General features: G+C 44.2%; 16 protein-coding genes. 7 read left to right on the top strand and 9 right to left on the bottom strand.

The annotated features are described in order from the left end of the window. Window positions 1-103: 103 nt before the first annotated feature. Window positions 104-493 carry a helix-turn-helix domain-containing protein gene (locus SALPA_RS06770; protein ID WP_145091378.1) on the top strand — a complete coding sequence of 130 codons (390 nt, stop codon included), beginning with the start codon at window positions 104-106 and terminating at the stop codon, window positions 491-493. A 53-nt stretch (window positions 494-546) separates the two neighbouring features. Then, complete coding sequence (locus tag SALPA_RS06775; RefSeq protein WP_145091380.1) at window positions 547-834, top strand: hypothetical protein; 288 nt, start codon at window positions 547-549, stop codon at window positions 832-834. 528 nt (window positions 835-1,362) lie between these two features. Here the strand turns inward: SALPA_RS06775 and SALPA_RS06780 are convergent. The 7 genes from SALPA_RS06780 to SALPA_RS06810 all read right to left on the bottom strand — a co-directional run bounded on the left by SALPA_RS06780 (window position 1,363) and on the right by SALPA_RS06810 (window position 7,091). After that, window positions 1,363-2,070, bottom strand: coding sequence for a DUF3794 domain-containing protein (locus SALPA_RS06780; RefSeq protein ID WP_186450949.1), 708 nt, complete (start codon window positions 2,068-2,070; stop codon window positions 1,363-1,365). Window positions 2,071-2,208: 138 nt separating this feature from the next. Next, complete coding sequence (locus SALPA_RS06785) at window positions 2,209-3,111, bottom strand: uroporphyrinogen decarboxylase family protein (protein ID WP_186450950.1); 903 nt, start codon at window positions 3,109-3,111, stop codon at window positions 2,209-2,211. Between the two features lie 16 nt (window positions 3,112-3,127). After that, complete coding sequence (locus tag SALPA_RS06790; RefSeq protein WP_145091388.1) at window positions 3,128-3,601, bottom strand: HAD family hydrolase; 474 nt, start codon at window positions 3,599-3,601, stop codon at window positions 3,128-3,130. Between the two features lie 20 nt (window positions 3,602-3,621). After that, window positions 3,622-4,356 carry a phosphate ABC transporter ATP-binding protein gene (locus SALPA_RS06795; RefSeq protein WP_145091391.1) on the bottom strand — a complete coding sequence of 245 codons (735 nt, stop codon included), beginning with the start codon at window positions 4,354-4,356 and terminating at the stop codon, window positions 3,622-3,624. Continuing rightward, window positions 4,349-5,173, bottom strand: coding sequence for a phosphate ABC transporter permease PstA (gene pstA, locus SALPA_RS06800; protein ID WP_145091394.1), 825 nt, complete (start codon window positions 5,171-5,173; stop codon window positions 4,349-4,351). Before pstA ends, SALPA_RS06795 begins: the two co-directional genes overlap by 8 nt. Further along, entirely contained in the window at window positions 5,173-6,042 is an 870-nt protein-coding gene (pstC, locus tag SALPA_RS06805) for a phosphate ABC transporter permease subunit PstC (protein ID WP_145091397.1), read from the bottom strand. The genes pstA and pstC overlap by 1 nt, the downstream gene beginning before the upstream one ends. A gap of 149 nt (window positions 6,043-6,191) precedes the next feature. Next, window positions 6,192-7,091 carry a phosphate ABC transporter substrate-binding protein gene (locus SALPA_RS06810; protein WP_145091400.1) on the bottom strand — a complete coding sequence of 300 codons (900 nt, stop codon included), beginning with the start codon at window positions 7,089-7,091 and terminating at the stop codon, window positions 6,192-6,194. 278 nt (window positions 7,092-7,369) lie between these two features. Between SALPA_RS06810 and SALPA_RS06815 the strand changes: the two genes are divergently transcribed. Then, window positions 7,370-7,855, top strand: coding sequence for a CarD family transcriptional regulator (locus tag SALPA_RS06815; RefSeq protein WP_145091403.1), 486 nt, complete (start codon window positions 7,370-7,372; stop codon window positions 7,853-7,855). Window positions 7,856-8,021: 166 nt separating this feature from the next. Here SALPA_RS06815 and SALPA_RS06820 read toward each other — a convergent pair whose 3' ends face one another. Both SALPA_RS06820 and SALPA_RS06825 read right to left on the bottom strand, forming a co-directional pair. Further along, complete coding sequence (locus tag SALPA_RS06820; RefSeq protein ID WP_145091406.1) at window positions 8,022-9,284, bottom strand: metallophosphoesterase family protein; 1,263 nt, start codon at window positions 9,282-9,284, stop codon at window positions 8,022-8,024. Between the two features lie 46 nt (window positions 9,285-9,330). Continuing rightward, entirely contained in the window at window positions 9,331-10,791 is a 1,461-nt protein-coding gene (locus SALPA_RS06825) for a PLP-dependent aminotransferase family protein (RefSeq protein WP_145091409.1), read from the bottom strand. A gap of 119 nt (window positions 10,792-10,910) precedes the next feature. Between SALPA_RS06825 and pdxS the strand changes: the two genes are divergently transcribed. From pdxS to SALPA_RS28835, 4 genes are all read left to right on the top strand, one after another. Further along, entirely contained in the window at window positions 10,911-11,792 is an 882-nt protein-coding gene (gene pdxS / locus SALPA_RS06830) for a pyridoxal 5'-phosphate synthase lyase subunit PdxS (RefSeq protein WP_304624557.1), read from the top strand. Between the two features lie 2 nt (window positions 11,793-11,794). Beyond that, on the top strand, window positions 11,795-12,370 hold the full coding sequence (gene pdxT, locus SALPA_RS06835) for a pyridoxal 5'-phosphate synthase glutaminase subunit PdxT (RefSeq protein ID WP_145091416.1): 576 nt from the start codon (window positions 11,795-11,797) through the stop codon (window positions 12,368-12,370). 137 nt (window positions 12,371-12,507) lie between these two features. Next, window positions 12,508-12,633: a hypothetical protein gene (locus SALPA_RS31390; RefSeq protein ID WP_255450930.1), complete on the top strand. Its 126-nt coding sequence runs from the start codon at window positions 12,508-12,510 to the stop codon at window positions 12,631-12,633. Between the two features lie 61 nt (window positions 12,634-12,694). Beyond that, window positions 12,695-12,844 carry a hypothetical protein gene (locus SALPA_RS28835; protein ID WP_186450951.1) on the top strand — a complete coding sequence of 50 codons (150 nt, stop codon included), beginning with the start codon at window positions 12,695-12,697 and terminating at the stop codon, window positions 12,842-12,844. Window positions 12,845-13,075: the final 231 nt, after the last annotated feature.

A 13,075-nucleotide genomic window follows, 5' to 3' on the forward strand; every position in this document is an offset into this window, starting at 1 on the left:
TTCGCCATTTATTGCCATTTTCCCTTCTTTAAATGTCTTATGGACACAATAATTGATATCAGGGGCATAAGCACGTTATTGTTAGTAGCAAGGAGTGTGGCTTATGGAAACCCTTGGCGAAAAAATCAAACTACTAAGAAATAAGTTAACACAAGAAGAATTGGCTGCCTTACTTAGCGTAGACCGCTCAACGCTGGCGTCTTGGGAGGTTAACCGCCGCGAGCCGGATATAGCAACACTATGCCGCATAGCAACTTTTTTTCAAGTAAGTGTTGATTGGCTTGTCAACCATAAAATTGAAAAAGAAACCTTACCCTTAAAAGCACCACAATTTCACGAGGCTACCAGCGAATATCAACCATCGGTTGACAAAAATTGGTACAAGGTAATAACTACCGCTCAGGCCTATGGCTTTGATCCAAGTGTTGTTCTTCAACTACTTGAATTAAATGCCAAAATAGCGTTATCATTGAAAAACAGTAACCAAAAATAATACTGATATCGGTAGTAAACCACTCTTTTGTCTACCTAAAGGAGGTTATCGACTTGGTTGTCATCAAATTAAAAACAAGCGCCCAGCAGGCTTTTCCTGAAAAATACAATGCCCTTAATGATTTTTACAAAGATATTAATACCTATGAGGAAATTAGCTTTGAGTATTGCAAGCAAAAGTTTCTAGTAACTTACTATGACAATAAGCTGTCAGTAGCAGAATATAACAAACCCGATACAGAACAATTTTTCAAGTCGCCGGAGGATTTTGCCGAAAATTTTCGCATTGACAATATCCGGTTTCAGGACTTTGTAACTAAGATTAGTGTACTTATACGGTAAGCATCATAAAAAACCAAGACAAAGGAACCTTCTCTTTGCCTTGGTTTTTTTAGTTAAGCTTCAGACTTCAACTATCTTTTAGTTATATAAACTTGATTTGAAACCAAACCCCCGGAATAAGCCCGGAAAACTATCATCTACAGAATAACCCCCTGTTTAGGGATACTATTAGTTCTTTACGATGAAGGAAGTTCGAACATTCCCGTGCTTTCGGAAAGAATGTTCAATTGAAAAAAGTACATGACCAAATAAAGAATTACCACTAACAGGAAGAAGCCGTACACCACTTTGTTTGACATATGCTCACCCTCTGTTCCAGCATACCATTTGCCATTTAATTTTGTGTTAATTGTATGTTATTATTTGGTTAATTTTTGCACTCTCTTACCTTGAAACGTGCCCCCTGTCCCTTGCAAGATACTGGTCAAACCAACTGTAACCTGCCAAACAATGCTCACAAATGACCCCAAAATTAATCTCCGGTCCGCAAATTGCCGAACCGGAGATTTTTGTTTTGAATATATTTAATTATCCCTTTGGTTTATAAGGCAGCCCCTGCGGCGGCGAGTGCAACATAACTTCACGGTCAGTCATGACCTTGACAGTAACCCCCAGCACTACTGAAACATCGAACCGGCGAGTGCAGTGGCATGGCTTATGCGGCTTACAATGAAGCTTGAATTTATGTTTTTTAAGCGTTTTATGTTTATGATGCCAGCCCTCATCATAGTCGCAATCGTAGTCACACTCATGATAATCATCATCACAGTAATCCTCATCCTGGCAATCGTCATAATCATGAGCTTTTTTCTTATGCCAGTAGGCGCGGGTATGTTCTTCAACATCATAATCGACAAATTCAACCACTACACTGGCATCAGCTTCCATCCCCCGCCGCGCTCCTCTAATATCAGCATACGCAGTAAAGCGGATAGGCCACACTTCCACGGCATGCACTGGCTGACGCGGCCTGCAGGCAACATATAGGGCCTTTACCTCAAATTCGCCTCTGACAACCACTTTATCATGAATGACATCAACGCAGGTAATTTGCAACCTTTTAATAAACACATCGACAATTTGTTCAATAGCTGGTTTGTGCTGTGGCACACAGACATGCACATCAATAGATTTCTGAACTCTTCTTTCACCAAGCACCTGCTGGACTATGATTGATTTAGGGCCATATCCTAACGTGCACTTGCCTGCCATTTCCCATGGCTCGATATGTGTCATTATTACCCTCCTTTCACCACCCCTTATAATATATATATGCACAAGAATGGAGGAGGGCACTAGCTATAGACCTGTAGGTAAAGTAAGCTTTAAGGTTATACGGGAAATTATACTATTCAAAATACTGACTCTATACAACTATATTGCTTTCCCTCTGGCCATTTCAAAAACAGCCCGCACACTATCCAACCGCATATCCTCAAAAAGCCCGCTGCAGGTACCAAAGATCAGCCCACTATTGTTACCGCCAGCAGTAATAATCTGCTTTACGATTTGCTCAAGCTGCTGCAGGCTACGCGGTTCTATCAACTCAGCAGGGTCTAAATTTCCCCATAGGCATAATTTGTGACCGTACTGTCTCTTTACCTCACCAATGTCCATCCCAGCTAACGACTCTATGCACTGCAGACCATCAAACCCGGCGGCAGCGATATCTTCAAGCACCATGGTCAAGTTACCGTCAGAATGAAAAAACACTGGTAAGCCCAACTGATGGGCATAATCAGCTTGCGCGGCCAGCGAAGGAAATATCAGTTCCCGCAACAGCGCAGGACGAGCAATAACACCCTGATTATAGGCAATATCATCAGCCAGGAGGATACCGTTTATCCCGCTGCCGGCCAATCGCTCAATAAGTTCTTTATTCAAGGTTTCAATACTAGCAATAAACTCACGAAAATCCGGAGTACGGCGACCTAATTGCATCATCATCTGCTCAAAACCCAGTAATCTGCCAGCCCAGCCAATAGGGCCGTCTATTACGGCGAAGGTAAATAAATCGGTTTTCACCCAGTCCGGCAAATCGCTAAATATAACATCCTTACTACAGGGAATACTTTGTTGGCTATAGCCACAGTTTGGATGCAGACATACGGCATCAAGCCCCATAGCATTCACAAACTCCAAACGATGACCGAACTGGATCACCGTTTGCGTAAACATTGCTTGTACCAGCTCATCGGTAATGACAAGCTCACCGCAGGGTATCTGATCGACAGGCAGGCGTTTGATGGCCCGCTCAATCCTTATTCTATGATTCATAATACCTCCAATATACTTATGTTCGCAAAGTGGCCACAAGTCTCCCCGGCTTAAGCAGCAGCAAGAGCGCATCTTTAGGATTAGTTACTACAATATCCGCTTGCGCCAAGGTTGGCTGGTAAGCACCCTCAGGCCCAATAACACCAACAGCCAAAAGGGCTTCAGCAAACATTGCGCGATCATTGGCACCATTTCCAAAACAAATGGTAGTATCCGCGCCGCACGCTCTGACAAAATCTCGTTTTTGGGCAACTTCCTCCCCTTTGTTAATAATATGGAGCTGTACACCTGCCACGTTTTCTAACTGCGTCCGGGCCAGCCCAAATGTATCTGCAGTAAGTACGGTTACTCTGGTTACTTCACTTACCTTTTCCAGGAGTTCCTTTATTTCCCCGGCCATTACGCCATCTTCGGCCAGTGTGCCATTATAGTCAAATACTGCGTTGGTTATTTTATACTCACGACCATCTGGCAAAGTAAAATTTATCATTGAGCTCTTCTCCTTACATCTCAAAATGCCAAAAATTCCTGGGTAATCTGATTTTGCGGCTGTTCCAGCAGTAATGCCGTTGCATTATATTCAATGATTCGCCCTGCGGACATGAAAATCGTTTGATCGGCAATTCGCTTGGCTTGCATAAGATTATGAGTAACAATAATAATTGTTACCTGTTCACTTAACTCTACCAACAATTCTTCTATCAACTGCGTGGATTTGATGTCAAGACTAGAACATGGCTCATCAAGCAGCAGCACTTTAGGGTCTACTGCTAATATCCGACCAATAGAAAGCCGTTGTAATTGACCACCTGATAGCTCACCTGCAGATGAATTTAGTTTATCTTTTACCTCATTCCATAAGCCGACTTTTGTAAGAGTTGTTGTAACCACAGTATCTAGCTCCACCTTATCTCTTACACCATAATACCTTGGTCCAAACAGAATATTTTCCTTAATACTTAGCGGTAGCGCTATTGGCTTTTGCAAAACCATACCGGCTTGCCGCCGCACTGCTGCTGGATCATTACATTCATAAACGTCCTGGCCTTCCAGCAAGATACTTCCAGTAGCCCGAAACTCCTGCTGCAACTCGGCTGTCCGGTTGATAGACTTTAACAACGTTGTTTTACCACAACCGGAAGGGCCAATAAGGGCAGTAATATCTTTTCTGTTAAAATTAGCTGTTATATTGTGAAGAACCTGCTTTTTAGCGTAAAAAGCAGCAAATTCGTTTATATTAATCATAGAATGCCACTCTCTTTCCGTACCGACTGCGCAAATAAAGGCTGAGCAGATTTAGCGCCAGTAAAATCAGTACTAGAACTAAGGCCGTTCCATAAGCCCGCTCAAGCGAAATATGCTGACTAAACAAAATGTATAGATGAAATGGCAGGGCCATAACCGGATTTAGCAGGCTAACAGAACCCCGTGACATAACAACAGCAGCTGTAACCATAATAGGCGCCGTTGCCCCAGCGGCATACCCCATAGCCAATAATATTGAACTTAGTAAATGGGGACTAGCTACAGGCAGAATAATTCTTTGCAGCAAATAACGGCGCGAAACACCTAGTGATTCCCCTAAAAGCCGGTAGTCATCATTAACTGCATGTAATGCATCCCGCATCAAGACTACCAAAGTCGGTAGAATCATAATTGCTAAAGTAAGTCCGCCAGCCAACAAAGATATACCTAAACCCAGAGTAACAACAAAGAAAGCATAACCGAATAGACCGATTAATATTGACGGGATGCCAATCATAGCCTGTATAGTAAAGTTGATTACGTGTGCAAGTGGTGATGCTTTCCCATATTCAACAAGATAGATGGCTGTCAACAGGGCCGGTATGGCAGCAGTCAAAGTAGCAATAGCAACCAAACTAATTGTTCCAATTATTGCCGGGAAGATTCCGCCCTCCATTCCCAAATACAGTCCTTTAGGTGTTGAGGTTAAAAATTCCCAGGAAATCACCCCACCACCGCGAACAACAAGCAAACCCATAATAAATAGTAAAACAGCGATAACCACTAGCCCTGAACCCCATAAGCAGATTCTTCCCATTAGCCTCTCCCCCTGCTGTTAAGATAATAAATCGCGAAGTTAATGGAAGAGACAAACAAAAGCAAGACTAAACCTGCCGCGAACAAGGCTTGATATTGGCGACTGCCAATGCCAGCTGTACCAATTTCTAATGCGATAAGCGCTGAAAGCGGCTCCCCTTTGCTAAACCAGGAAAGCGGCAATGTAAGCGTATTTCCTGCAAGCATGAGCACAGCCATAGTTTCTCCGGCTGCCCGGCCAAAAGCAAGTGTAACCGCGCTGACCATACTGCGTCCTGCCAATGGGGTTAATATTCTGGTTGTTATATACAACTTAGAAACACCTAGCACATACCCAGCCTCCCGGTATGGCAGGGGAATTGCTTTAAAGGCAGCATAAGTGCCTGACACAATGTATGGAGCAACCATAATCGACAATACTAATGATGCACAAAACAATGATTCTCCGCTCGGTACGCCTAGAACCCGTTCATACCAGGGGACTATTACACTCGCTCCCAGAAAACCGTATACTACCGAGGGAATTCCTGTAAGAATATGCAATACGGTACGGATTACAGCCGATAGCCAGCGTGGTGCGTATTCGGCAAGAAATATGCCACAGCAAATTCCCAGCGGCGCAGCAATAAGCATAGCTCCCAGTGACGACCACAGCGTACTGATCAGCATGGTGAAAAACCCGAATTGCGGCGATTCCTCCAGAGGCTGCCATTCTTTTCCTAACAGAAGTGGCAAAATTCCTGCATCCCACCAAATTGGCAAACTTTCGACAGCTATGAACGCATATAACGACAGTAGTACTAGCACTGAACCGATAGCGCATACTTTGCCGCACCATTTTAGCACTATATCTTTTCTATCCCATGCCATAGAACTCTCCACCAAACAAAGTCTTTTTCTATTTCCCGGTACTTCAGCACGAATAAAAACGAGATTGCTTCACTACGTTCCCAATGACGACATGGGTGCCTCCCAAACGGTCATTGCGAGCGCAGCGTGGCAATCTCACTCTATTACAACTATTGGTTTTTGACAGGCACAAATCCCATTTCTTCTAAGGTTTTAAGACCGCTATCTGATATCAGATAGTTGATAAGCTGCTGTTCACGCTCATCAGGCTGAGTCTTGGCGATAAGAATTAGCGGACGCGCTATGGTATACTTGCCGCTGGCGATATTCTCATTGGTAGGTTCTACACCATCAACAGACAGCACAGCAATTTTTCCCTTATTTTGCTCAACCAAACCTGTGGAAACATAGCCGACAGCATCCACGTTGTCTTGAACCTTACCAGCCAATGCACCCATTGATGGGCATTGAATAGCCTCTTTTGAGATTGGCGTACCTTTCATTACCGCTTCATCAAATGCCTGACTGGCACCACCGCCCAGATCACGAATTGCCACAACAATCGGTCGTTCCGGCAAACTGTCATCTAGCTGCTTCCAAGTTTTTATCTCACCGGAAAAAATGCGTTTAACCTCGTCCTTAGTTAGATTTGGCTTGACTTTTGCTACAGGATTTTGTGGATGCACAGCAATAGTCAATGCGTCAAACCCTACCGTATACAGCTTATGGTTGGGAAGTTTTTGTTTTTCAGCCTCGGTCACTACCCGCGACACCAAACCAATGTCGACAGTCCCGTTAGTAGCTGATTTTACCCCAAAGCCCGAACCACCAGTAGCTACGAATATTGCAATCGGTTCATCAGGCAAACTATCTTTTACCTTTTTCCAGGTCTTATATTTCTCAGTAAAATCATCAGCAACCTTGGCAACTACCGGTGCCAGCGTACTGGAACCACCAATTTTAATCGAAAAGTCCTTAACCTGCTGTGGCTTACTGGTCGTGGAACTACCACAGCCTGCAATAACAGCGATACAAGTAAATAATAGAAAATACGTTAGCAGCTTCTTCATTGTTTCCTCCCTAGTTGACTTATTCATTGACAAACCCTATAACAATTCTATAATATCTGTATGGTTTGTCAATGAATTTTTTCTGAAAACAATGAACTAATCTCAATCTACCTACTCAGTTATCGGCACTAAAGTGAATATGCTTCACACAAGAATTCACAGATAACAAATTAACATATTGACGACTTTAGACTGCAGTGATATAATTATGGTTTTCAACTTGATTTTTATCTAATTTTGTGATATACTTAACAACATCGTTACTAGGGGGTGACTTCATGTTTCAAATAGGTGATAAGATCTTTTATCCAATGCATGGTGGAGGTATTATCGAGAAGATCGAAGAGAAGGAAATATTTGGGCAAACACAACTTTATTATGTTGTGAATATACCTCATCGAAACATGCAGGTAATGCTCCCCTTGGATAAGACCGAGAAATTGGGGATGCGCCCGATAGTAGATCCAGATACGCTCGATGATGTTCTCAGCACCTTCCACAGCGGTGAAACAGAAACGGCATCAATGAATGATACGCAAAGACAGCGACTGAACATGAGCAAGATCAAGACTGGTGATATCTGCGAAGAAGTTGCCGTCATCCGGGATCTACTCAGAATTAAGAATAAGCGTAAGTTGGGAATGGCTGACAAGAACATGCTTGATAATGCCCGGCAAATTCTCATCAGCGAAGTCGTACTAGTAAAAGATATTCCCCTTGATCAAGCTACTCATTTGTTAGACCAAATATGCGATCTTCAATAATATTATATGAAAGGACTTGGCTTGTGCCAAGTCTTTTAGGACGCTCGCAGAAGCTGCTGTACCCTTTAGGAGTATAGTCGTTCAATCCAGAGAAAGTTAACCTTTCATCTGGACCAGTAAAAACCCTGGCCACTTGGCTTGGGTTTTTTTCTGTTTATAATATGGACTATTTATAGATAGTCCAACTATCAATGAGCCCACCGCTTTGCTTAACTGCCTTCACCTGCAGCGCAGTCTGACTGACTGCTACAACCAGATAATTGGGTTCGTCCTGCGGATCATAGAAAAACTCATGCCAATCTTTAGCTAGTAAATTCCGGTAGGTTTTAGTACCGCTCCGGCCTGTGGCAACATAGATTGTCCCCTGAGCCGGGCTAGCTGTTACCATGCCGCCACAAAGCGGATAAGTCCGGGCGTAGGCGTGATCATGACCGGTAAAAACAACGTCTACATGATATTTATCAAAAATAGGTCCAAAAGCCTTGCTGATACTAATCTCGCCATCCCCAGGCTTGTTATTGTAGAGCGGGCGATGGATAAAGCCAAGCTTCCACTTTTTCCGGGTGCTTTGCAGGTCGTTTTCCAGCCATGCTTTTTGACGTTCCAGCATGTCTGGCACAAATGCACGTTGCTCCATTTCCTGACTGTTTAACATAACGAAATGTACATCCCCGTAATCGAAGGAATATACCTGGCCCATCAGGTTCTCTGGACCATTTTGCGGCAATTTTATTTGCGAGGTAAATAATACCGGCAGGGTGAACTGGCGGCGCTGTGCTGTATAGAACTCATGATTGCCTGTCACAGGCATAACCGGGATTGTATCAACAACACCCTGCCCCGCACTAAACCAGCTGTTCCACTGGGAATAATCCTGACCTACATCAACAAGATCACCCACATTGGCAAAGAAAGCGGCCTGATGGTTAGCTTGATAGGCCTGGTGCAAGGTAGTCTCCCACACATTATAATTAATGCTCTGTGAGTCGCCAAATACCAAAAAAGTAAAATCCTGCGCTATTGCCGGCGCTGTAGTGAAATACCGTGGCTGGCTCCAACCTTCCGTCCCGCCTACCCGGTAAACATAACGGGTATTGGGCTTAAGACCAGTCAAGATACTTGAATGAATGGCCATCTCCCCGATATTCGTATGAAGTGCTTCTACACCGGCAGTTATAGTTACGGCATGCTCTGGAAATACATGTCCGCTCTTGGCCTCGGCATACTGCACCTGCCCGCCAACCGTAGCAGCCGCCGTTCGCCAGGTTATTGTCTGTGTAGTTTTAGGGTCAGCTGACCAGGTTAATGTAATATTCTCCGGAGCAGCTGTGGCCCCAATAGTAATTGACGAAAAAAAGGCTGACGATGAACCTAACACCAAGACAAAAACAAGAAAAAAGATATGTAAAAACAGCTTGGATTTGCGCATTGCTTCCACCTGACCTCTGCTTTTTTTATACTATCTTGACAATATCTTATTTTCCCATATTTCGCAAGCAATACTGTGATATAATTTCACCCAATATTTTCACTCCCTGCAGTATTTCTTCCGAACAAACTACCGCAAAACTCAGCCGGATAAAACGGTCAGGCGCATGACGAGGAAAAAATGCCGTACCAGGGGTTAGCAGCACACCCTGCTGCTCAGCCGCTTGAACAACCTGCTGAGCAGATACCCCTTCCGGTAAAGCCAGCCAGCAGGTAAGCCCGCCCCTAGGCCGGTGACAAGTAATGCCAGGTGGCAGAAACTGCTCAATGGCAGCCAGCGTTGTTTGATATCGTTCCAGGTAAATGCGGCGAATGGCTGCAATGTGCCGCTGCCAGATGCCTTTGCGTAAATAGAGATCAAAAGCGCGCTGCGTCAAACCGGAAGTAGAAATATCCGAATTGTGCTTACTAGCCAGCACTTTTGCCACCATGGACGGCGGCATTAACAAAAAAGCTAACCTAAGGCCTGGCATAAAGATTTTAGAAAAACTTTTTAAGTATATAACCCGCTGGTCACGATCCAGTGCCTTTAGCGGTGCCAAAGGTGCGTCCGAAACATCCAATTCACTGATATAGTCATCTTCCAAAATTAGCGCATTATATCGCCGGGCAAGACCAATTAACCGATTCCTTTTGCCAAGTGAATAGGAATAGCCTGTCGGGTTCTGGATATTCGCCATTACATAAATCAGTTTAGGACGAAACGATCTGATTTTGGTTTCTAATTCCTGAATATTAATTCCGTCGCTTTCCATATTTATTTCAACAATTTTGGCACCGCGGGAACGAAAAACCGCAATGGCACCAGGATAAGTGGGGTTTTCGGTAAACACATAGTCACCATAATTTAATACAGCCTTAGCAACAATATCGATGCCTTGCTGGGCTCCTGAAATAATCTGAACATTATTGGCCTGCGCTTTGATCCCCTGTTCCTTTAGATAGGTGGAAATCGCCTGCCGTAAGGGCTCAAATCCCTGGCTGTCCTGATAGCTAAACGCCTTGCCCTGATCCCGGTCCAGGACTTCGATTAGCAAATTTTTAAAATCGTCAATTGGCAATAAATCAGGTGGCGGCATTACAGTGGCAAAATCAAGACAATTTTTCCCTGGGTGAACTGTAACAGGTGGCAGGGACTCTAGCTCGATTTCAGCAGCAGGCTGATATTCGGTATCGCCATTGACTGGTATTTCAGCTACATAACTGCCGCTGCCGGCACGGGAAAAGATATAGCCGTTTCGCTCCAGTAATTTATAGGCATTTACCACCGTCCCCGGATTAACCGCCAAAAATGCCGCTAGCTTACGCACCGGCGGCAGTAAATAGCCATAACTCAATTTGCCACTGCTAATCAGCTCGCGCAAGTTATCATACAACTGGACATATAGGGATGTTTTATTATTTTTCATTAATTGTATCGATACAAATTCTAAAAATTCCTGATTCATCTTGTTTTTTTCCCCCTACCTTGCTATAATTACAAAAATTTTGTATCAATACATTGAAATCGTATCGGTACAATTATTTTAGCAGAACTATTCTTTTTATGCAAAGAGGAGGACAATACATTATGCAAAACCAATATCAACTTAACAAAAATTTAGCTCAAATGCTAAAAGGTGGCGTCATTATGGATGTTACCAACGCGGAGCAGGCAAAAATTGCTGAAACAGCCGGAGCCGTCGCTGTTATGGCACTGGAAAGAGTACCGGCCGACATTCGTAAAGATGGCGGCGTAGCCCGGATGTCTGATCCGAAAATGATTCGCGAAATTAAAGCCACCGTTACGATACCAGTCATGGCGAAAGCTAGAATTGGTCATTTTGTTGAAGCACAGATTCTTGAAGCTCTGGGTATTGACTATGTTGACGAAAGTGAAGTCTTAACCCCGGCTGATGAGTCCTACCATATTAATAAACGCGATTTCAAAATCCCCTTTGTCTGCGGTGCCCGCAACCTTGGCGAAGCCTTACGCCGTATTGGCGAAGGGGCAGCTATGATCCGCACCAAGGGAGAAGCCGGCACAGGCAATGTTGTCGAGGCTGTCCGGCATATGCGTACAATGCTGGCCGATATGCGCCGGGTAAAAGCAGCGCCGCCAGAAGAACTAATGAGCATTGCTAAGGAAATGAGTGCCCCCTTTGACCTCATTGAGTATATATGGAAACATGGTAAATTGCCTGTTGTTAACTTCGCAGCCGGCGGCATTGCCACTCCAGCAGATGCCGCCCTTATGATGCAGCTGGGCTGCGATGGTGTATTTGTCGGTTCAGGTATTTTCAAATCAGGCGATCCTGCCAAACGCGCTAAAGCCATTGTCGAAGCTACTACTCACTACAATGACCCTGAGTTACTAGCCAAAATTTCCGAAAATCTAGGCGAACCCATGGTCGGCATTGAAATGGACAAACTTGAACCAGCCGAACGTTTGGCTGACAGAGGGTGGTAGTCTTGCTCACCATCGGCGTTCTCGCCCTCCAAGGAGCTGTACAGGAACATCTGGATTGTTTACATTCACTTCCCGGGGTAACAGGTATTCCCATAAAAAAAGCCGCTGACATCAATAGTATCGACGGACTTATCCTGCCTGGCGGTGAATCCACTGCTATCGGCAAACTGCTGCTGGAGTTCCAGCTAACCCCGTTATTAATTGCCAAAATACGCGCTGGCCTGCCTGTGTGGGGGACCTGCGCGGGCATGATACTTTTAGCCAAAACCATTGTGGACCAACCCAACTGCCACCTAGGGCTGATGGACATTACCGTCCAGCGGAATGCTTACGGCAGTCAGCTAAACAGCTTTACAGCCAATGCGCTTATACCGGCAGTTTCGTCTGCGCCACTCCCCCTGGTTTTCATTCGGGCTCCTTATGTGGCAAAGGCCGGCCCTACCGTCAAAGTGCTGGCAACAGTGGCTGAAAAAATTGTCGCTGTAGAACAAGGCAACATGCTGGCTACTGCTTTTCACCCAGAACTAACTGGCAATCTCGAGTTTCATAAATACTTTGTTGCCAAAGCTGGAAAATAAAATATATGCCTCTCAACCCAAGAAGACAAAATTCTTTGTCCTCTTGGGTTTTCTTTGGTTGCCACAAACAGATTGACCTCTTATATCCGTATTTTAAGCATTGCTATTGCAAACAATAATCACCAGGAGGTGATGCTATGACTAAGAATAATGCCAATGACTCTTTAGCTCAGAAACAGGCAAAAGAACAAAACCAGAACCGCCAAAATACGCATAGCAGCGGCGATAAGCATCTCAATGGACCCAATCATCCAGCAACCTGAAAGCCGCCTAGGCTGCTGCCTAAGGAAAGACTACGATAAAATTTGTTGAGAGGTGTTAAAGATGACTAAAGGAGATAGCGGCGCAACGCAACAAGATATATTTAACAAAAACGTGTCCGAACAGCCGTTGGTCAAATACAATAACCCTGCTACAAACGGAAAAATTCAAGATGAATTACGTAATCGCCGCGACCCTAACATTCACTCATAATCCAGGCTACTCATGCCCATAAATCCCCGATCCTGCTCTCCCCATTAGGCCGCATGGCCTATTTTTTTTTCCGCATAGCCAAATAAATAAACAAAATTTTACATATTCACCTATTTTCACAAGAAAACAAGGAAACAAGGCAAATCTCAGAGAAGCTTTATGTAAAAACCATGTACATTGACAGTAGTTGTAAATATAAATCATAAATAACCAAATCCATTATTACGAGGC

The organism is Sporomusa sp. KB1 (assembly GCF_007830295.1).
Lineage (GTDB): Bacteria > Bacillota > Negativicutes > Sporomusales > Sporomusaceae > Sporomusa.